This is a genomic window from Kribbella sp. NPDC004138 (assembly GCF_053603655.1).
The window spans coordinates 82,049-101,738 of sequence record NZ_JBSGFZ010000015.1 but is presented as its reverse complement, the minus strand read 5'-3'; the positions used below and the strand labels follow the sequence as shown (position 1 = coordinate 101,738).

The window sequence follows — 19,690 nt, the reverse complement described above, 5'->3', positions numbered from 1 at the left end:
TGCCGACGTACCGTAGATGGCATGTCAGTCACAGGGGGACCGCCTTCCACCAGCGAGGAGGAGGTGGAAGAGCGGGTCGGGCCTTACCGGTTGATCCGGCGGCTCGGACAGGGTGGCATGGGCGTCGTGTACCTCGCCGAGGGCGCCGAGCACCAAGAGGTCGCGCTGAAGGTCCTGCGGCCGCATGTTGCCCACGACCCGATCGCCCGCGCACGGTTGCAGCGTGAGGCGACCACGCTGCAGAAGGTGAATCACCCTGGTGTGGCCGGCATCCTCGACCATGACTTGGAGGGCGAGCAGCCCTACCTGGTGACCCGCTTCGTCCCTGGCCGGCCACTGGACGAACAGGTGGACGAGCGCGGGCCGCTGACACCGCGCAAGTGGCTGCCGCTGGCCGGGTGTCTGGCCGAGTCGCTGCAGGCGATCCACGCGGTCGGGGTGATCCACCGCGACCTCAAGCCCGGCAACGTGATGATGTGCAACGGCAAGCCGGTGATGATCGACTTCGGCATCGCCCAGGCCGCCGACGACCTGCGACTCACCCAGACCGGTCTGGTGATCGGTACGCCGGGCTACCTGGCGCCTGAGCTCATCGAGGGCGAGATGGTGTCGGAGTCCGCCGACTGGTGGGGCTGGGCGGCCACGGTCGCGTTCGCCGCGACCGGGCGTCGCCCGTTCGGCAAGGGACCGTTCGAGGCCGTGCTGGCCCGGGTGCATTCCGGCCAGGCCGATCTGGACGGGCTGGACCCACGGCTGAAGCCGTTGCTCGCCGCGGCGCTCTCACCGAACAAGGCCGACCGGCCGACGCAGCAAGAGGTCATGACCGGCCTCAACCGGTACGCCGAGGGACGCGACGCGCTCCCGCCGCGTGAAACGCCGACCGTGGCCGCCGCAGCGCCGACCAGGCTGGTCACCAAGCTCATGCCGACGGAGGAGCCTGCGGCCGTGGTGCCGGCAGGGCCGACGCCGACCGAGGTGGCGCAACTGGTTCCGCCGGTGATTCCGCCGCTGTCCGCGTTCACTCCGATCCGGGACAAGATCCGGGACGCCGCCGCGAAGAAGCCTGTCGCGGAGGCGCCGCCTGTGCAGCCGTACGGTCCGGCTTCTTATGTGCCCGCGCCGTACCAAGCTGGTGCGCCCTACCAGCAGCCGGTGCAGCCTTCTCAGCCTGCGCATCCGGTGCCGGTGCAGCCGGCGCATCCGGAGAAGCCCGTCAAGGCTCCGCCAACCGGTCGCCGTACGGCGGTCATCGTCGGCTTCATGCTCGCGCTGACCGGGCTCGTCGCTCTGACGCCAGGACTCGGCACAGTCGTCGCGATCCTGTTGCTGGTGCTGGCCCGGACGGTCGACCGCTCGAGCACGGCGCTGATGCGGCGCCGTCAGGTCCGTGGCCGGTCCGGACGGTCGGACGGTGTGGTCGCGTTTGCCGCCAGCCCGCTGCAGCTCGCCATCGCAGCCCTGATCACACTGCCCTGCTTGATCCTCCCGCTGCTGACAGCGGCGGTTGTCGGCGGCATCGTCACCGGCGTCGCCGCCTCGACGTACGGGCTCGACTGGCAGCCGCTGTCCGCCCTCGGGTTCGCGAGTGCGGCCCTGACCGCCTTGTTCTGCTGCTGGTGGGGGCCGGGCGGTAGCTCGTTGCGCCGCGGCGCTCACATCACGGCACGCAACATCTTCCGGCCGCACTGGCTGTCCGCACTCGTCGCCGTCGTCCTGCTGGCCATCGGCGGCCTCACGTTCTACCAGGCGACACAGGGCGCCGGCGCCGACTGGGCGCGTTCGCCGATCCAGACGCCGAACATCGAGCGTCCGACCTTCGGAGACCTGCGGAACGCCCCGTTCATCCGGGACCTCCCCATCATCGGCAACTGACGACGGGGAGGCCTTCGGCTCGGCTCAGAGCTGGATGATCTGGCTGCGCTCCGGACCCACGCCGATGGCGGAGATCCGGGCGCCGCTGAGCGACTCGACGGCGCGGACGTACGTCTGCGCCTCCTTGGGCAGCTCGTCGAACGTGCGGCAGCCCGAGATGTCGTCCGACCAGCCGTCGAACTCCTCGTAGATCGGCGTCGCGTGGTGGAAGTCGGTCTGGGTCATCGGCATCTCGTCGTGCCGGACGCCGTTCACGTCGTACGCGACGCAGACCGGGATCCGCTCGCGGCCGGTCAGGGTGTCCACCTTGGTGAGGACGAAGTCGGACACGCCGTTAACGCGCGCGGCGTACCGGGCGATGACCGAGTCGTACCACCCGCAGCGGCGCGGGCGACCGGTGGTGACGCCGAACTCGCCGCCCTGGGTCCGCAGCCACTCACCGTCGGCGTCCAGCAGCTCGGTCGGGAACGGGCCCTCGCCGACCCGCGTGGTGTACGCCTTCACGACCGCGATCACGCGGTCGATCCGGGTCGGCGGGATGCCGGTGCCGGTGCAGGCGCCGGCGGAGATCGCGTTCGAGGAGGTGACGAACGGGTACGTGCCGTGGTCGACGTCGAGCAGCGTGGCCTGACCCGCCTCCATCAGCACGGTCTTGCCGTCGTCGAGAGCCTTGTTCAGCAGCAGGCTGGTGTCGGCGACCATCGGCTTCAGCCGGTCGGCGTACCCGAGCAGCTCGTCGAGGACCTCGCGGATCTCGACCGCGCGCCGGTTGTACACCTTCACCAGCAGCTGGTTCTTCTGCTCCAGCGCGCCGGTGACCTTCTGCTCGAGGATCTTCTCGTCGTACAGGTCCTGGATCCGGATGCCGATCCGGTTCATCTTGTCGGCGTACGTCGGGCCGATACCGCGGCCCGTCGTCCCGATCCGGCGGCTGCCCAGGAAGCGCTCGGTGACCTTGTCGAGCGTCCGGTTGTACGGCGGGATCACGTGCGCGCTCGCGCTCACCACCAGGCGCGACGTGTCCAGCCCGCGCGCCTGCAGCGCCTCGAGCTCCTCGAACAGCACGCCGAGGTCGACCACGACCCCGTTGCCGATCACCGGGGTGACGCCCGGTGTCAGGATGCCGCTCGGCAGCAGGTGCAGCGCGTACTTCTCGGACCCGATCACCACCGTGTGCCCGGCGTTGTTGCCGCCGTTGAACTTCACCACATAGTCGATGACCTCGCCCGTGTTACCGAGCAGATCGGTCGCTTTACCCTTGCCCTCATCGCCCCACTGGGCGCCGACGAGCACGATTGCGGGCATCTCAGCCCTCCTCTTTCACGCGCCGGCCTCACACCCCGTGGCGGCCCGCGCTGGAAACGGTGAAGCCCGGAGACGTTCACCGGACATTCATCCGGCGACGCATCCAGGCTCTTGCGACCAAAGCCTACCGGACACCGGCGCACTCGTTTCGGGCCTGTCCATAACCCCTAATCGACCGTTTCAAGTCTCTGTTTCATCAGGTGACGGGTTGCCAAGTTGCGTGATCGCGTGCACACTCTTAGTCAGCGGCCCGCCGAAACTGCCGCAGGGGACGGTTCCGGCGGGCCGCTTCCTCTTTTACTCGAGGCCCTCCGGGTTCGACGCCAGCCACTCCTTCACCCGCCGGTCCGCCTCTTCGCGCGAGACGTCCTCGACCTTCGTCAGGATCGCCCACCGGTGCCCGAACGGGTCGATCACGGTGCCGAACCGGTCACCGGTCATGAAGGTCTGCACCGGCTCGACCGACGTGGCGCCGGCCTCGATCGCCTTCGCGTACGTCGCGTCCACGTCCGGCACGTAGTGCACCAGCGACGAGTGCACCCACTCGCCGTTCGGCGCCCGCAGCCCGATCTGCGGCATCTGGTCGCTGAGCTGCAGCATCGAGTTGCCGAACTTGAGCTCGGCCTGTCCGACCCGCCCGTCCGGCATGTCCTGCCGGCTGACCACCTCGGCCCCGAACACCTCACGGTAGAACTCGATCGCCTTCGGCCCGTCCGGCACCGCGAGGTACGGGGTCAGCGAGTGATAACCGTCGGGGATGGGGTTTACCGTGTTCGTCGTCATGACACACAGTCAATCCGCTGCCCGCCGAACGGTCTTGGAAGAAAGCGACAGCCCCCTGTGACCCAGCCATCCGACAGCGAGAAGGGCATCCTGCACCCGCGGGAGCAGGCCCGGCACCGCTCGCTCAGCCGGCTCGCGCCAGGGTCCGAGGCCGGGCGCTTCGTGGAGTGGTACTGGATCGTCGAGTGGGACCTGGACGAGCCGTACACGGCCGAGGTGCTGCCGTTCCCGAGCGTGAACGTCACGTTCGAGCAGCCGGGCGGTGCGTTCGTGAACGGCGTCTGCACCCGCAAGTTCGAGCGGGTGCTGCGCGGGCGGGGACGCGCCTTCGGGGTGAAGTTCTGGGCCGGCGGCTTCGGCGCGATCACCGGGCTCGACGTGGGCTCGTTCCGCGACGAGGTGCTGCCGCTGACCGCGGTGTTCCCGGACGGCGACCGGCTCGCGGACCTGATGTTCGAGGCCGAGTCCGATGTCCGGCGGCGTGCAGTGTTCGAGGCGTTCCTGCGTGATCACCTGGCGCCGCCGGATCCGTCGTACGAGCTGGTCCGGGAGATCGTCACCACGATGGCCGCGGATCGCACGCTGGCCCGCGTGGACGAGATCACCGAGCGCTTCGGCGTACCGATCCGCACGCTGCAGCGGCTGTTCCGCCGGTACGTCGGTGTCGGCCCGAAATGGGTGCTCCGGCGCTACCGGCTGCACGACGGCGCGGAGCTGCTGGCCCAGGGCGAAGTCGCCGAGCTCGCGGAGCTGTCCGCATCGCTCGGCTACTTCGACCAGGCCCACTTCTCCAACGAGTTCAAACAGCAGATCGGGCTCACGCCGGCCGAGTACGCATCGCGTGCCGCGGCCGAGCGGCAGATCACCTATCGCTGACGCAACCCGGGTAGGAAATGAGGGTCAAGGCCACATCTTCGTGATCCGGCCTCCTGCATGCACGTGCCAGAAGCCGACGCTAACGCGACGGGTGGCGGCAAGCATCACGTTTTCGGCATCGACAAAGCGCCGGGCCATCTCGTCCAGACCAAGATTCCCTGAAGCGAGGCAGAAGAGATGGCCCGCGTCCAAGGCACTCAGCTCGCGCTCCCGGTAACGGATTCTCTTGTCCTTGGTGAGCAGCAGCCAGCCGCGAGAGCAGCCTTCTGCGATCCACTCCTCGTCTGGAATCCGTGTCGCGTCGTCCTGGTAGAAGTCCGCGATCAGGTGGATGATCCAGCCTGATTCACGAAGTCGCGCGGCGGATGCTTTCCCAAGGCTGCGGTCGAAGAAGTACTCAGGCTGCTTGGCGGAGCACATCTTCGACCACGTCCGCAGGCAGGTCGTACTCCTCCGCAACGACACTGATCGGTTCCCCGGTGCGCCACAACGAGACCAGCGCGTCGACAGGGACCTTGCTCTTCGCGAGCACCGGCGCGCCCCAGCCAAAACTTGGGTCGATGACGACTTCGGCCCGCGCCGGATACTGCGGCAGGCGTAGACGTGCCGGGTTTCCCTCTGCGTCCCAGCTGATGTACCTCAGGTACTCGGCGATGACCTCCGGGATGGCGATCTGCTCGTCCCGCGCATGGATGACCGACTCGTCCGCTACCCGGACGAACAGGCCAACCCCATCGGTTGCGATCCGTTCACGTGCCAACGCGTACGGATCCTGGAACTCGGAACGCACCAGGTCGGCAGCCCGCCGGATGTCGGGCATCGAGAAGCCCAGCTCACGCAGAGTCCGCAGAACAAAGGCTTCGACGACGCCCACGAACGGCACCCGAGGCCAGCCACGTCGCTCAGGATGAACGGCATGTACCAGTGATGGTCGCGAGCCGTCGGCGAGCCAAGCATCCAGAGTCGATTCGGGCATCTTGAGCGTCCTGGCCGCTTCGCGTGCGGTGAGGAGTGGCGTCCTGTAGATATCCGTCATTGACTTCTCCTCTCCGATCCGCGGCCGATGGCACGTCGAGAACACTCTGTGATGAAGTCTCCCAGACCTCACCGACAAAACTCGCGCGGCTCAGCGGAGCGGCAAATCACCTATCGCTGAACTTCACCGCGACCGCCATCATCGTTGCGGTCAGCGCCGCACCCAGCGCGACGGCGAAGCCGTACTGGGGACTGTGGCCGTCGACGACCCAGCCCGCGAAGGCGGAGCCCAGTGCGATCCCTGCCGCGCCGCCCGAGTTCAGCCAGGTGAAGGCCTGGGTCAGGACAGCGGAGTCGACGGTCGACTCGGTCAGCACCGCCGACAACGTCTGGAACGGCGCGATCGCGAGGCCCGGGAGCGCCAGCGCGACAGCGGTCATCAGCGGACCGTGCGCCGCGATCAAGGGCAGGCAGCTGAGCGACAGCCAGACGAAGGCGATGACGAACTGCGTCTCCGGAGCGATCCGCCAACGTCTGGCGCCGTACGCGAGTCCGGCGAAGAGGCTCACCAGGCTGGTGATGCTGTAGAGCGGCCCGGCCAGGCCCGGCGTACCTCGCGAGACAGCGAACGCAGTGACCGAGACCTGCATGCTGCCGAAGAACAGTCCGATGCCGATGTTCGTACCCACCAGGCCTACGAAGCGCTTGTGCAGCAGGCGTTTCGAGCTGCTGTGCCCACCACGTGCGGTTGGCGGTGGCGCCGTACCGCGTTGTGCTGCGAGCAGGAAGCCGCCTGCCAACAGCAGACCGGCCGCGAGGGTAGAGCCGGTCGCCGGACCAGAGGACGAGCTCACCAGGCCGATCAGCACCGGGCCGACCATGAAGGCGACGCCGACGCTGAGCGACTCCAGTGCGAACGCCGTCGCCAGGAGTGGCGTGTCCCGGAGCGCATGCGACCACCGCGCCCCGGTTTGCGCACTGACCTGCGGCAGCGAACCGCCGGCCAGCACTCCAGCCGCGATCAAGGCCGCGAGCGGTGCACCCGCCAGTGTCAGGACGATCAGGAGCGCGACCGCCGCCGCGTGGGCGAGCAGCGTGACCGGCAACATGCGGGTCTGACCGAAACGGTCGATGAGCCGGGCGACCTGCGGCCCGGCGACCGCCTCGGCGACGGCGAAGCCGCCGGTGACGCTTCCGGCCGCGGCGTACGAGCCGGTCGATCCGTGGACCAGCCAGACGATGCCGAGACCGGTCATCGCGATCCCGATCCGGGCCGGGGCCGCTGCGAGATAGAACTTCCACGCGCCAGGAGTACGCAGTACCTCTGCGTAGGTGTTGGTGGGCGCGTCGATCCGTCCGGTGAGAGCCGGCACGGGTGACCTTCCGCTGCCCGATGGGGCGGGGACCCGACCGTGGGCGTCCAGCTGCTTCGGTCTGTCCGTCCGCCGAGAACCGTCCATGTTCGGCAAGAAGCGGGGACGCTCGCCGCCTGCCGGCACTGTCAACGGGCAGAACCTCGAAAGCTTCAGGTTGACCGGAACAGTCTACCGTCCCGGAGCACCGGCACGCTGCGGCTCTCGTCGACCTCCGCCGCGACCGCGACGTCCTCCGGAAAGCCGTACTGCGTGAGCTCGCGGCCGCCGGCGCACTCCTGCAGCATCCGGGGCAGCTCGTCCGCGACCGCCTCGTACGCCGCTGCCGCCGCCATCGCCTCCGGCGACAGGTCGTCGCGCTGCAGGGCGCGCAGGAAGCCGCCTGCGCCCCAGAGGTCCTCGACCGCCGGCCTGAGCGAGCCGTCCTTCCAGCGCTCGCCCGCCGCGATCGCCACGACCTTCGCCGTCGGGCGCTCGGTGAGCTGCTTCGTCACCCATTCGGCGGCCGCGGTCCGGTTACGCAGCGACACCGCGATCACCGTCGCGCCGGTGTCACTGAGCTGCTTCGCGATCGTCGACCCGTTCGGCGACGGGAGGACCAGCTTGGTGATTCCCGTCACGCGCCTGATCGACATCGGCGACAGGCTGACGTCGTCCGGCCGGGCCGCTGACCGCCCGACCGCGAGTGTCGCGCTGTTCTGCTCGGCGTACGCGACCGCCGTCTCGTCACGCCACCGGTACGGGTACACGTCGATGCCGAGATCGGCCGCCACCGTCACCGCTGTCGTGAACGACAGCACGTCGACGACCGCGACGATGTCCCCGGCAACGACCTCAGCTCCGACCGGTCCCCAGTCGAACCCGACGCCGAATCCGTCCTGTGCGTAAGGGCTGGTCACCCGGCAGATCATTCCGCCGGACGACCAACCCCACAAGCAGGTTTCAGCCCAGCACGTCGGCGGCGGTCGGCGACGAGTCCCGCAGGAACGTGACGCAGCGCTCGGCCTCGTCCTTCTCGTCGATGAGCGCCGCGGCCTTCCCGAGCGCGGCCAGCGCGCGCAGGAACCCGCGGTTCGGCTCGTGCTCCCACGGAACCGGGCCGTGGCCCTTCCAGCCGTTCCGCCGGAGCAGGTCCAGCGCGCGGTGGTAGCCGGTCCGCGCGTAGGCGTACCCCTCGATCGTGCGCCCGTCGGCCAGCGCCCCCTCGGCCAGCACGGCCCAGGCGAGCGACGACGTCGGGTACTTCGCGGCCACGTCCGCGGGAGCGGCCCCGTCGGCGAGTTCCGCCGCGGCCGGGTCGACCGGTAGTAGTGTCTCGGGTGGACCGGACAGCAGATTGTTCAATTCCATAAGCACATCTTCGCCGATCACGCATCCGTACCGGCACGTGACCGTCTGGCGAAATCCGTTGACCGTTCACCCGGCGGCCACGGATGCTTGAGACCCTGCGTCAACCGCCGTGGTTCCCAGCTACGGCCGGAAGGAGGCACCGGATGAGCGTCATCGTCCTGAACGCGTCGTACGAACCGCTGCACACCGTATCGATCCAGCACGCCATCCGGATGCTGGTTCGCGAGGTCGCAGTGGTGGAAGAGGCGCACGGAGAGCGAACCATCGGCCCGTTCCCGGTCCCCCGAGTCCTCCGCCTGGTCCGGTATGTGGTGACCCACTGGCGCTACGCCGCCGGCCGGATGAAGTACAGCAAGCACGGCGTCCTGCGGCGGGACAAGTTCCGGTGCGCGTACTGCGGCCTCGAGAACGCCGACACCATGGACCACGTCCAACCCAGGTCCAGGGGCGGCCGCACCGAGTGGCTGAACGCGGTCGCCGCCCACGCCTCGTGCAACGAGCGCAAAGGCAACCGCACCCCGTCCGAGGCCAACATGCCCCTCCTCTGGCAACCCTGGGTACCAACCCGCGCGGAGCTCGTCATAGACACATGACGGGCCTTTTTTATGCCCGGAGTTCTCCACAGATCTGAAATCGCCTGCTCCTGGACGGCCGGATCGCGGCACTTTCTGGGGCATGAATCCTCAGCTTGCCGTGATGGCGTCGATCCGGGGTGGTGTGTTCACCCGGGCCGACGCGCGTTCGTGTGGTTACCCCGACGCTGATATCGACTCCCTGCTCGACTCCGGCTCCTGGCGCCGGATCCGGCGGGGCACCTATGCCGCCCATCGTTCCCTCATGCTCGTCACCGACGAGGTTGTCCACCTGCGCCGGATCCACCACGTCCTCCGGACCAGTGGGCCCAACGTGTTCGCGAGCCACCAGTCGGCCGCGGCGCTGCATGCCCTCCCCGTCTGGGGTCTCGACCTGACGCGCGTCCACGTGACCGCGCCGGACGGTCGCTCCGGCCGGCAGCGTGGCGTCCACCGGCACATCCGCGACCCAGTGGGACCCGGCCTCCAGTTGTGGAACAAGCTGCGTCTGGTCTCACCGGCCCGCGCGATCGCCGAGGTGGCCGCGACCGCACCAGCGGAGCCGGCGGTCGTGCTCGCCGACGCCGCGATGCATGCCGGACTCGTCGATCGGCGCAGGCTGAACCACGCGGTGAACAATCTCGATCACGGCAGCAGACGTGCCCTGCAGGTTCTCGGCCGGCTCACCGGATCGGCCTCGATCGCGGAGTCCCGGCTGCGCTTCATCCTCGCCGACGCGGGGCTCCCGACGCCGAGCCCATCGCCGCCCCCGGACACCGAACCAGCCGATCCCGACAGCTCCGCAGCCGAAAGCCTGTGGTTCCCCGACGAGCGCACCGTCGTCGAGTTCGAGCCGCGGTTTCCCTTCTGGTGCGAGGAATTCGAGCCTTCCACCGAAGAACCACTCCCCGAGCCGATCGCCGCCGATCCCGAAGGACCGCAACCCGTCGAGCACTGCTGGATCTCCTGGACCGACCTCACCGACCCGCCGACCGTGGCCGACCGCATCCGCACCACGTTCGCCCGGGCCGCCCGCCGGACCGGAATCCGACCCTTCACCCTCGCCCGGATGTGACGAAGGGCCCACCGCCCGACGGCGGTGAGCCCTTCACAGACCCCCTACAGGAGGACCAGATGATGTCAGGCGTTCAGCGACGTGCCCGTCGAGCGAAGGTCCTCGCACGCCTCGCCGACGCGCTTCGCCATACCCTCTTCGGCCGCCTTGCCCCATGCGCGCGGGTCGTAGGCCTTCTTGTTGCCGACCTCGCCGTCGACCTTCAGCACACCGTCGTAGTTGCTGAACATGTGCGCCGCCGCCGGCCGGGTGAACGCGTACTGCGTGTCGGTGTCGACGTTCATCTTGATGACGCCGTTGTCGACCGCGGCCCGGATCTCCTCCAGGGTCGAGCCGGACCCGCCGTGGAACACCAGGTCGAACGGGCGCTCCTTGCCGAGCTTGGCGCCGACCGCGTCCTGGATCTCCGCGAGGATCTCCGGCCGCAGCTTGACCGCGCCCGGCTTGTAGACGCCGTGCACGTTGCCGAAGGTCAGCGCGGTCAGGTAGCGGCCGTTCTCGCCGACGCCGAGCGCCTCGACCGTGGCCAGACCGTCCTCGACGGTGGTGTAGAGCTTGTCGTTGATCTCGTTGGCGACGCCGTCCTCCTCGCCGCCGACGACGCCGACCTCGATCTCCAGGACGATCTTCGCCGCGGCCGTCTTGGCCAGCAGGTCCTTGGCGATCTCGAGGTTCTCGGTCAGCGGCACCGCGGAGCCGTCCCACATGTGCGACTGGAACAGCGGGTTCTCACCGCGCGCGACGCGCTCGGCGGAGATCTCCAGCAGCGGCCGGACGAAGCCGTCGAGCTTGTCCTTCGGGCAGTGGTCGGTGTGCAGCGCGATGTTCACCGGGTAGCCCTTGGCGACCTCGTGCGCGTAGGCGGCCAGCGCGACGGCGCCGGAAACCATGTTCTTGACGGTCGGACCGGACAGGTATTCGGCACCGCCGGTGGAGACCTGGATGATGCCGTCCGAGCCCGCCTCGGCGAAACCGCGGATCGCGGCGTTCAGCGTCTGCGAGGAGCTGACATTGATGGCCGGGTAGGCGAAGCGGTTCTGCTTGGCCTTGTCCAGCATCTCGGCGTAGACCTCAGGGGTTGCAATAGGCATGTCTCGCGGTACTCCTCACAACACAGTTCTTGTGGGTTCGGCTCCAGTATTGCCGCCGGGCACTTCGTCGGATCCGGCGGCCCACCTGCTGAACCGGCCCGGTGGCCGGGGAGCGATCGGCAGGGATGTAGACCAGTTCGTGAACAGGACCGATCCAGTTCGTTGCGTCCGGATGTCCTCCAGGGGCGAAGGACGCTCCGGGGCCGGTCAGGCGGACCCGGTTCGCGGGCCGCGGGGGGTGAGGGCCATGTGCAGCCGGTAGCGGTCGGCGCGGTAGGCCGACCAGGACAGCTCGACGACCTTGCGGCCGGCGAAGGTGGTGCGCTCGAGGACCAGCAGGGGTGCCCGCCGGGCCACACCGAGCACCCGGGCGACATGACCGTCGGCGTTGTCCGCCCGCACGGTCTGCTCACCGGAGGTGACGACGACGTCGTACTCGCTGGCGAAGACGTCGTAGAGAGTGCCGAGCTCACGGCCGAGCAGGCCGGGAAAGAGCGCGGACGGGTAGTAGCCGACTTCGTAGGCCATCGGCGACGCGTCGGCCGTGCGGAGCCGCTCGACCCGGATCACCTTGGTTCCCTTCGCGACCCGCAGGCCCTTGGCGGTCTCCTCGGAGGCCTCGATCTCGCTCGCCGACAGCACCACGGTCCCCGGCTCGAGCCCGCGGGCCCGCATCTCCCGGGAGAACGAGGTGAGATGCAGCTGCGAGTCGACCTGGGGACCGGTGACGAAGGTGCCTTTGCCGTGCACCCGCTCCAGCGCGCCGGACTCGACCAGGTCGCTGATCGCCTGCCGGACGGTCACCCGGGAGACGTTCAGTTTGTCCACCAGGGCCCGTTCGGAGGGGATCGGGTCCCCGGGATGCAGCTCGACGTCGATCAGCCGTTCCAGCACCGATCGGACCTGGGCCCGCTTCGTCGCCACCATGGAATCTCGATCCTCCAGACCTGGGCGGGCCTCGGGGGTGCCCCGGAGCGCCGCTCACTGCTATCGTGCGCAGCATACCTGTTAAGACCAGATAGGACCAGTGATCGCAGTGGTGTCTGTCCCCGCCCAGGAAACCCGGATGGCGGCCGAGATCGCCGAGCAGCCGGCCGCGCTCGCGGCGACGTTCGAGCACGTTCTGCCGCTGCGGCACGACATCACCCGGCTGGCCGCCGGGCGCCGGAACGTGATCTTCGTGGCCCGCGGCTCGTCGGACAACGCGGGCGTCTACGGCCGCTACCTGACCGAGATCCACGCCGGCCGGCAGGCGTCCCTGGCGGCGCCGTCGGTGGCCACGCTGTACGGCGCGAACCTCGACCTCTCGAACTCGCTGGTCGTCGCCGTCAGCCAGTCCGGCGCGACCCAGGAGATCGTCGACACGGCCGAGTGGGCGAAGCGCAACGGCGCGGCGATCGTCGGCATCACGAACGACGGCAACAGCCCGCTGGCGTCGACGGCCGACGTCGCCCTGATCACCCAGGCGGGCCAGGAGCTCGCCGTACCGGCCACCAAGACGTACACGACCCAGCTGGCCGCGATCACCGTCGCCGTGGACGCGCTGGCACCGCGGCCGGGGACGCTCGACGCCGACATCGCGCGGGTTCCGGACGCCGCGACCAAGATGCTGTCCGGCTCGGTCGACGCGGCCGCGGACCTGCTGACGGGGGCGCACGACGTGCTCGCGAGCGGTCGCGGCCTGACGTTCGGGACGACGCTCGAGGTCGCGCTGAAGCTCGAGGAGACCTGCCTGCAGCCGGTCCGCGGTCTGTCGTACGCCGATCTGAAGCACGGCCCGATCGCGGTCGTCGACGCCGACCTGGTGACGATCCTGGTCGCCGCCGGCGACGGCCCCGCCCTGCCCGGTATGACCGAGCTGGCCGGCCTCGTCCGCGAGAAGGGCAGCAAGATCCTCGGCATCGGCGGCGACCCCACCTTCGCCTCCCGCTGCGACGTGAACCTCGCCGGCCCCGACCTGCCCGAGACCCTCTCCCCTCTCGCCCTGGTCATCCCGGCCCAACGCGCGATCGAGCTCCTGGCCCGCAAACTCGGCCTCGACCCCGACGCCCCACGAGGCCTCCGCAAGGTCACCCAGACCGACTGAACAAAGTGCTCACTCGGTGAGCACTTTGGCTGGAATCGTGGTGGTCATCAACCGGGGAACACCTGAGAGAGGACCACCACGATGTTGCGAGGACTTGCCACCGTCAGTTTCTACGCGAGCGACGTGAAGGCGGCGCGGCGTTGGTACGAGGAGCTGCTGGGGATCGAGGCGTACTACGCGGTGCCGAGCGCGGAGGAGCCGGCGTACGTCGAATTCCGGTTCGGGGATTTTCAGTGCGAGCTGGGGATCATCGGCGCGAAGTACGCGCCGCACGCGGTCGGGCCGACGGCGGCGGGGGCGATCGTCAACTGGCATGTGGACGACCTGGAGGGCACGCTCGCGCGGCTGCTCGAGCTCGGGGCGACGCTCAACGAAGGAATCGTTGAGCGAGGCAACAACACGGGATTCCGCACCGCGTCGGTCGTGGATCCGTTCGGCAACCTGATCGGCATCATGAACAACCCGCACTACCTGCGGATTCTCGAAGAACTGAAGGGCTGAGGTTCAGAAGTCGATGCGCATCACGGCGCGGCGTCTGCCCGGACGGCTCGCCTCGGCGTACCCGGCGTCGGCGAACGTGGCGAGCGTGCCGACGTACCCGCCGTCGACCAGGTCCGGGTAGCCCTCGACGGCGCGGCCGCCGCGGTCCCGGGCGAAGTCGGCGGCGGCGCGGGCGAGGGCACGGCTGATCCCGCGACGCCGGTAGCCGACGCGGGTGACGAAGCAGGTGACCGCCCAGACTGTCGGATCAGCCTTGTCCTCGGTGCGGTCCTGCCACGGGACGCGGAAGTCGCGGAGCAGTCTCGGGTGGTCGACCCGGGGCGCGACCGCGCACCAGCCGACGGGTTCGCCGTCCAGGTAGGCGATCAGGCCGCTCGTTGCCTCCGCCGTCGGGTTGTCGCAGGCGGTCTGGTCGCGGAGGCGGGCGGCGAGTTCCTCGGCGCCCTCCGAAGCCCATGACTCCTTGGGCAACATCCGAAACCGCTGGCACCAGCAGCGCGCGCTGTCACCCCGCTCACCGAAAACCGCTCGGAGGTCCGCAGCAGTCGCCTGATTGGCCGGCACGATCGTCAACTCCGCCGCCCCGACCGGCTCGCGCGACCTCACCGACCGAGCATCCCGCGCCCGGTCCCGCGCTCCGTCCCGCGCCCCACCCCGCGCAGATTCCCTGGTCTGTGGGCGCGCAGTCTGTTCACGGGTTTGCTTCTGGCCTTGGGGCGGTGGTTCGAAGGTGAGTTGGACTTCGACGGTATCGCCGGCGTCGAGGCCTTTTGGCTTGCGTACGGCGTCCTTCAGTGGGAGGAGGTAGCCGCCGTCTTTCGGCCACAGTGACGTCTTCCACTCGGTGGTGCCGATGCGGGCGCGAATCGGCAGCATGCCCCAGCCGTAGCTGGCCGACAGGGCAACGGCCCGCAGTGCTTCGCCGTCCTCCTCCGGCACGGGTACGAAGTAGTACGGCGCCGGTCCGCGCCATTCGATGACTTCGCCGGTGAAGGACTGGTTCATGGCCCGATGCTAGGCCCGGTTCCGGACACATCACTTCCGGTTTTGGGGTCAGAAGTGGCCGCGGTGTGTGAGGGCGGTGGTGATGTGCTGGGCCGCCTGCTGCAGGTGTGGAAGGAACTCCTCGCACAGCGACGTCGAGGTCGAGCGGGACGCATGGGCGGAGACGTTGAGGGCGGCGATGACGCGGCCGCGGGAGTCGCGGATCGGGGCGGCGATGGAGCGCAGGCCCAGTTCGAGCTCCTGGTCGACGAGGGCATAGCCGTCGGCGCGTGCCTGGGTGACGGCGGTGCGGAGGTCCTCGGGAGCCGTGAGCGTGCGGTCGGTGAGCGGCTCGGCTTGCAGCGTGTCGAGGTACGCCGTGAGGGCGTCGTCGGGCAGGCCGGCGAGAAGGACGCGGCCCATCGAGGTCGGGTACGCCGGCAGCCGGGCGCCGACGCCGAGCGCGACGGTCATGATCCGGCTGGTCGGAACGCGGGCGACGTACACGATGTCCGGGAGGTCGAGCGTTGCGATCGAGCACGACTCGCGGGTCTTGGCGCTCAGCTCGTCCATGAACGGGCCGGCGAGTTCGCCGAGGTCGAGTGAGGACAGGTACGCCCAGCCGAGGGCGAGGACGCGCGGGGTGAGGGAGAAGCGGCGGTTGTCGCTGCGTACATAGCCGAGCTCTTCCAGGGTGAGCAGGATCCGGCGGGCCGTCGCCGGAGTGATGCCGACCGCGCGGGCGACCTCGCTCAGCGTCAGGGACGGCGCCGCGGCGGAGAACGCGCGGATCACCGCGAGGCCTCGCTCCAGGCCCTGCAGAAACGTGCCTGTAGACGCGTCACCCGGCATCGGCTAGCCTGCTTTTCGTTGAAAGAAGAACTATTCGCTGAGCGAAATCCTAGCGGAGCTGCCGATGCCACGTCCAGCCGAGCCCGAGGCGACAACACCCGGGGGTGGGTTCGTCCACACGTTCCTGCCCGGGCGGGTGGCGTTCGGAGCCGGCTCGCTCAACCGGGTCGCGGGTGAGGTCGAGGCGCTCGGTGTACGACGGGCGCTCGTGGTGGCGACGAACTCCGCGCGGGACGCGGCCGACGTGATCGAACAGCAACTGGGCAGCCGCTTCGCCGGACGGATCGACGGCGTGGCACAACACGTACCCACCGAGGTGGCCACCGCCGCGCGAGCCAGGGCTCGCGAGGTCGGCGCCGACGCGATCGTCGCCATCGGAGGCGGCTCAGCCATCGGGCTCGCCAAGGCAATCGCCCTCACAGCAACCAGCACCGCCGAGGTTGGCGGTGGGGGCGTTGTGGTTGTGGCGGTGCCTACTACTTATGCGGGGTCTGAGATGACGCCGGTGTGGGGGGAGACTGCTGGTGGAAGTAAGACGACGGGGACTGATATGCGCGTGCTGCCTCGCGTGGTTGTTTACGACCCGGTTTTGAGTCGAGGGCTGCCGTTGAAGGTGACGGCGGCGAGTGTGGCTAATGCGGTCGCGCACTGTGTGGAGGCGGTCTGGACGCCTAAGGCCGATCCGATCACGGAGATGACCGCGGCTGAAGGACTGCGCGCGTTGAGCGGCGGGTTGCGGGACGTGCTGGTCGAGGCCGACGACTTGGGTGCTCGGGAGAAGCTTCTGTACGGCGCCTGCTTGGCTGGATCTGCGCTGGGGACGGCCGGCACGGGGCTGCACCACAAGCTGTGCCATTTGCTTGGTGGTACCTACAACCTGCCGCACGCGGAAACGCACGCGGCCGTCCTCCCGCAGGTGACCCGAGTCAACGCTTCCTCAGTCCCCCAAGCAAAAGCGCGGCTGGAAGCCGCCCTGGGCACCGAGGACCTGGCGCGGGGCGTGTTCGACCTGTTCCAGGCAGCCGGCGTGCCGACGAGCTTGCGGGAGCTGGGATTGACCGAGGCGCAGGTCGCCGAGGCGGCCGCGAAGTTCAAGCCGACGGACAACCCGATCCCGGTGACCGAGGACCTGGTGCGGGACATCCTGACCCGCGCCTGGTCCGGTACTCGACCTTGATGAACGAGGAGATCGGATGGATCTGCAAGGCGACGACCTGACCGCTGCCGTGGTGGCCAGCTTCGACGACAGTCCGAGCGACCGCTACCAGGAGGTGATGGGCGCCCTGGTGCGCCACCTGCACGCGTTCGCGCGCGAGGTCGACCTCACCGAGGACGAGTACTTCACCGCGATCGACTTCCTCACCCGCACCGGCCAGATCTCGACCGGCACGCGGCAGGAGTTCGTCCTGCTGGCCGACGTACTCGGGCTGTCGATGCTCACCGTGGGCCTGGGGAACCGGAAGCCGCCCGAGGCCACGCAGTCCACCGTGTTCGGCCCGTTCTTCGTCGAGGGCTCCCCCGAGGCACAGCTCGGCGACGACATCTCGAACGGAGCCCCTGGACAGCCGTGCCTGGTGAGCGGGCGTGTCCTCGACACGAAGGGCGAGCCGATCCCAGGAGCACTCGTCGAGACGTGGCAGGCCGACGAGGACGGCTTCTACGACGTGCAGAAGGATCTCGACGCGCCGCAGAACCGCGCGCACCTGACCACCGATGCCGATGGCAACTACCGGTTCTGGGCCGTGAAGCCGGTCGCCTACCCGATCCCCGACGACGGGCCGGTCGGCGAGCTGCTCCGGGCCGGCGGTCGCGGCCCGATGCGTCCCGCCCACATCCACTTCATGGTCACGGCTCCGGGTTACGCCCGTCTCATCACGCACGTCTTCGCGGCCGGCGACGAGTACCTCGACACCGACGCGGTCTTCGGCGTCAAGCAGTCGCTCATCGCGGACTTCACCGAACACACCGACGAAGGCAAGACCTACTACGCCGTCCAGTACGACCTCGTGCTCGCCACCACCGAGGAGACGCAGCAGTGATCACCACAGACGTCCTGATCGTCGGCAGCGGCCCCGCCGGCGGAGCCGCCTCGCTGTTCCTGTCGACGTACGGCATCGACAACATCGTCCTCACCCGGTACGGCTGGACCGCGAACACGCCGCGCGCGCACATCACCAACCAGCGCACGATCGAACTGATGCGCGACATGGGCATCGAGGACCAGGTCGTCGACAAGGGCACCGCCCACGACCTGATGGGGCAGACCGCGTTCTGCACCAGTCTCGCCGGAGAGGAGATCGGCCGGATCCGCACCTGGGGCACGCATCCGCGGCGCCTGGCCGACTACACGGAGGCGAGTCCTTGCCTACCGATGGATCTCCCCCAGACGCTGTTCGAGCCGATCCTGGTCAGCACGGCGGCCAGTCGCGGCGCGCGGCTGCGCTTCAACACCGAGTACGAGAGTCTGGAGCAGGACGACGACGGCGTCACCGCCACGGTCCGGGACCGCTTGAGCGGTACGACGTACCAGATCCGCGCGAAGTATCTGATCGGAGCGGACGGCGGGCGGAGCAAGGTGGCCCAGGACATCGAGTTGCCGATGGCCGGCGCGATGGACATCGAGGGCTCGATGAACATCGTGTTCGAGGCGGACCTGAGCCGGTACGTCGCGCATCGGCCGAGCGTCCTGTACTGGGTGCTGCAGCCCGGCGCGCAGATCGGCGGCATCGGCGCGGGCCTGGTCCGGATGGTTCGCCCTTGGAACGAGTGGCTGATCGTCTGGGGCTACGACATCAACCAGCCCGCCCCCGTGGTCGACGAGGCGATGGCGACCGAGATCGTGCACAACCTGGTCGGCGACGACACCATCGACGTGAAGCTGAAGAGTACGTCGGTGTGGAGCGTCAACCACATGTACGCCGAGAAGACGTCCAAGGGCCGCGTGTTCTGCATGGGCGACGCGATCCACCGGCACCCGCCGAGCAACGGCCTCGGCTCGAACACCTCGATCCAGGACGCGTACAACCTGGCCTGGAAGCTCGCGCTGGTCCTCAAAGGGCAGGCAGCGCCGAAGCTCCTCGACAGCTACAACGACGAGCGAGCACCGATCGCACAGCAGATCGTTGACCGCGCCAACAAGAGCCGCACCCAGTTCGGGCAGATCTTCCGCGCGCTGGGGATGACACCGGACGCCCCGGCCGGCCGCACGATCGACTCCCGCAAGGACGACACACCGGCCGCGGCGGAGCAGCGCGAGGAGCTGCGGAAGGCGATCGAGCTGAAGGACTACGAGTTCAACGCGCACGGCGTCGAGCTCGGGCAGCGCTACCGGTCGTCCGCGGTCGTCGACGACGGTACGCCGGAGCCGCCGTACGAACGGGACCACGAGCTGTACTACCACCCCACGACCTGGCCGGGTGCGCGGATCCCACACTGCTGGCTGACGCGCGGATCGGACACCGTGAGCACGCTGGACGTGGTCGGGAAGGGCCGGTTCACCCTGCTCACGGGTATCGGCGGCGACGCCTGGGTGAAGGCGGCGCAGTCGGTGTCCGAACAACTCGGCGTACCGATCGAGCCGCTCGTGATCGGACCCGGCCGGGAGCTCGATGACCTGTACGGCGACTGGGCGCGGGTGCGCGAGATCCCGGACGAGGGGTGTCTGCTCGTCCGGCCCGACGCGCACATCGCGTACCGCGCGTTCGATCAGCCGGAAGACGCGACCGAAACGCTTCGTCAAGCAGTGAACGGATTGCTAGGTCCTGTCTGGTGATCCAGCGAGGGCCTAGGCCGCTGACGTCGCGTCCGCGCGGAGGATCCGGTCGAGGATGGCCGAGATCTCCGCGGTCTCGGCGTCCAGCAGCGTGATCAGCGCGACCCGCGAGGTCTCCGAGCGCGCCTCCAGAGCCGCCGCGCTCAAGGCGCGCACGGTGCCCAGCTCGTGTATCAGTTCGTCCCACAGAGCGTTCATCAGCAAACCCCCATGATTCCCGTCG

At 68.9% G+C, this 19,690-nt stretch carries 21 protein-coding genes; 9 read left to right on the top strand and 12 right to left on the bottom strand.

Annotated features, from left to right (window positions below):
* Nucleotides 1-21 precede the first annotated feature (21 nt).
* Nucleotides 22-1,872 carry a serine/threonine protein kinase gene (locus ACWEOO_RS22005; RefSeq protein WP_452144573.1) on the top strand — a complete coding sequence of 617 codons (1,851 nt, stop codon included), beginning with the start codon at nt 22-24 and terminating at the stop codon, nt 1,870-1,872.
* Nucleotides 1,873-1,896: 24 nt separating this feature from the next.
* Here the strand turns inward: ACWEOO_RS22005 and ACWEOO_RS22000 are convergent, their stop codons facing one another.
* Both ACWEOO_RS22000 and ACWEOO_RS21995 read right to left on the bottom strand, forming a co-directional pair.
* Nucleotides 1,897-3,177: an adenylosuccinate synthase gene (locus ACWEOO_RS22000; RefSeq protein WP_355695268.1), complete on the bottom strand. Its 1,281-nt coding sequence runs from the start codon at nt 3,175-3,177 to the stop codon at nt 1,897-1,899.
* A 297-nt stretch (nt 3,178-3,474) separates the two neighbouring features.
* The gene (locus ACWEOO_RS21995; RefSeq protein ID WP_452144572.1) at nt 3,475-3,960 is read right to left on the bottom strand and encodes a VOC family protein; all 486 of its coding nucleotides are present in this window, start codon (nt 3,958-3,960) and stop codon (nt 3,475-3,477) included.
* 57 nt (nt 3,961-4,017) lie between these two features.
* Between ACWEOO_RS21995 and ACWEOO_RS21990 the strand changes: the two genes are divergently transcribed.
* Nucleotides 4,018-4,836: an AraC family transcriptional regulator gene (locus ACWEOO_RS21990; protein ID WP_452144571.1), complete on the top strand. Its 819-nt coding sequence runs from the start codon at nt 4,018-4,020 to the stop codon at nt 4,834-4,836.
* Nucleotides 4,837-4,860: 24 nt separating this feature from the next.
* Here the strand turns inward: ACWEOO_RS21990 and ACWEOO_RS21985 are convergent, their stop codons facing one another.
* From ACWEOO_RS21985 to ACWEOO_RS21965, 5 genes are all read right to left on the bottom strand, one after another.
* Complete coding sequence (locus ACWEOO_RS21985) at nt 4,861-5,256, bottom strand: PIN-like domain-containing protein (RefSeq protein WP_452144570.1); 396 nt, start codon at nt 5,254-5,256, stop codon at nt 4,861-4,863.
* Nucleotides 5,234-5,872 (bottom strand): DUF433 domain-containing protein, encoded by a 639-nt coding sequence (locus ACWEOO_RS21980; protein WP_452144569.1) that lies wholly within the window; start codon nt 5,870-5,872, stop codon nt 5,234-5,236. The genes ACWEOO_RS21985 and ACWEOO_RS21980 overlap by 23 nt, the downstream gene beginning before the upstream one ends.
* Nucleotides 5,873-5,978: 106 nt before the next feature.
* Nucleotides 5,979-7,184, bottom strand: a complete 1,206-nt coding sequence (locus ACWEOO_RS21975; RefSeq protein ID WP_452144568.1) for an MFS transporter — start codon at nt 7,182-7,184, stop codon at nt 5,979-5,981.
* A 152-nt stretch (nt 7,185-7,336) separates the two neighbouring features.
* Nucleotides 7,337-8,083 carry a 2-phosphosulfolactate phosphatase gene (locus ACWEOO_RS21970; RefSeq protein WP_452144567.1) on the bottom strand — a complete coding sequence of 249 codons (747 nt, stop codon included), beginning with the start codon at nt 8,081-8,083 and terminating at the stop codon, nt 7,337-7,339.
* 43 nt (nt 8,084-8,126) lie between these two features.
* Complete coding sequence (locus tag ACWEOO_RS21965) at nt 8,127-8,534, bottom strand: DUF3151 domain-containing protein (protein ID WP_359931169.1); 408 nt, start codon at nt 8,532-8,534, stop codon at nt 8,127-8,129.
* A gap of 143 nt (nt 8,535-8,677) precedes the next feature.
* On the opposite strand from ACWEOO_RS21965, the gene ACWEOO_RS21960 reads away from it, so the two are divergent.
* Together ACWEOO_RS21960 and ACWEOO_RS21955 are read left to right on the top strand one after the other, a co-directional pair.
* Nucleotides 8,678-9,127 (top strand): HNH endonuclease, encoded by a 450-nt coding sequence (locus tag ACWEOO_RS21960; RefSeq protein ID WP_344194380.1) that lies wholly within the window; start codon nt 8,678-8,680, stop codon nt 9,125-9,127.
* 82 nt (nt 9,128-9,209) lie between these two features.
* Nucleotides 9,210-10,181, top strand: a complete 972-nt coding sequence (locus ACWEOO_RS21955) for a type IV toxin-antitoxin system AbiEi family antitoxin domain-containing protein (protein ID WP_452144566.1) — start codon at nt 9,210-9,212, stop codon at nt 10,179-10,181.
* A gap of 65 nt (nt 10,182-10,246) precedes the next feature.
* Here ACWEOO_RS21955 and fbaA read toward each other — a convergent pair whose 3' ends face one another.
* The gene (gene fbaA / locus ACWEOO_RS21950; RefSeq protein ID WP_359931162.1) at nt 10,247-11,272 is read right to left on the bottom strand and encodes a class II fructose-bisphosphate aldolase; all 1,026 of its coding nucleotides are present in this window, start codon (nt 11,270-11,272) and stop codon (nt 10,247-10,249) included.
* A 207-nt stretch (nt 11,273-11,479) separates the two neighbouring features.
* Nucleotides 11,480-12,199 carry a GntR family transcriptional regulator gene (locus ACWEOO_RS21945; protein ID WP_167204857.1) on the bottom strand — a complete coding sequence of 240 codons (720 nt, stop codon included), beginning with the start codon at nt 12,197-12,199 and terminating at the stop codon, nt 11,480-11,482.
* A 139-nt stretch (nt 12,200-12,338) separates the two neighbouring features.
* Here ACWEOO_RS21945 and ACWEOO_RS21940 point away from each other — a divergent pair, with 139 nt between their 5' ends.
* The gene (locus ACWEOO_RS21940; RefSeq protein WP_452144565.1) at nt 12,339-13,358 is read left to right on the top strand and encodes an SIS domain-containing protein; all 1,020 of its coding nucleotides are present in this window, start codon (nt 12,339-12,341) and stop codon (nt 13,356-13,358) included.
* Nucleotides 13,359-13,439: 81 nt separating this feature from the next.
* Nucleotides 13,440-13,859 (top strand): VOC family protein, encoded by a 420-nt coding sequence (locus ACWEOO_RS21935; protein ID WP_452144564.1) that lies wholly within the window; start codon nt 13,440-13,442, stop codon nt 13,857-13,859.
* Between the two features lie 3 nt (nt 13,860-13,862).
* Here the strand turns inward: ACWEOO_RS21935 and ACWEOO_RS21930 are convergent, their stop codons facing one another.
* Nucleotides 13,863-14,864 carry a DUF1905 domain-containing protein gene (locus ACWEOO_RS21930; RefSeq protein WP_452144563.1) on the bottom strand — a complete coding sequence of 334 codons (1,002 nt, stop codon included), beginning with the start codon at nt 14,862-14,864 and terminating at the stop codon, nt 13,863-13,865.
* Nucleotides 14,865-14,912: 48 nt separating this feature from the next.
* Nucleotides 14,913-15,695, bottom strand: a complete 783-nt coding sequence (locus ACWEOO_RS21925; protein WP_452144562.1) for an IclR family transcriptional regulator domain-containing protein — start codon at nt 15,693-15,695, stop codon at nt 14,913-14,915.
* Nucleotides 15,696-15,831: 136 nt separating this feature from the next.
* Here ACWEOO_RS21925 and ACWEOO_RS21920 point away from each other — a divergent pair, with 136 nt between their 5' ends.
* Genes ACWEOO_RS21920 through ACWEOO_RS21910 form a run of 3 tightly spaced genes read left to right on the top strand, consistent with a single transcriptional unit; the run spans nt 15,832 to nt 19,467 of the window.
* On the top strand, nt 15,832-16,872 hold the full coding sequence (locus tag ACWEOO_RS21920; RefSeq protein WP_452144561.1) for a maleylacetate reductase: 1,041 nt from the start codon (nt 15,832-15,834) through the stop codon (nt 16,870-16,872).
* Between the two features lie 16 nt (nt 16,873-16,888).
* Nucleotides 16,889-17,734, top strand: coding sequence for an intradiol ring-cleavage dioxygenase (locus ACWEOO_RS21915; RefSeq protein WP_452144560.1), 846 nt, complete (start codon nt 16,889-16,891; stop codon nt 17,732-17,734).
* Nucleotides 17,731-19,467: an FAD-dependent monooxygenase gene (locus ACWEOO_RS21910; protein ID WP_452144559.1), complete on the top strand. Its 1,737-nt coding sequence runs from the start codon at nt 17,731-17,733 to the stop codon at nt 19,465-19,467. The genes ACWEOO_RS21915 and ACWEOO_RS21910 overlap by 4 nt, the downstream gene beginning before the upstream one ends.
* A 12-nt stretch (nt 19,468-19,479) precedes the next feature.
* Here ACWEOO_RS21910 and ACWEOO_RS21905 read toward each other — a convergent pair whose 3' ends face one another.
* Entirely contained in the window at nt 19,480-19,665 is a 186-nt protein-coding gene (locus tag ACWEOO_RS21905; RefSeq protein ID WP_355695300.1) for a hypothetical protein, read from the bottom strand.
* Nucleotides 19,666-19,690: the final 25 nt, after the last annotated feature.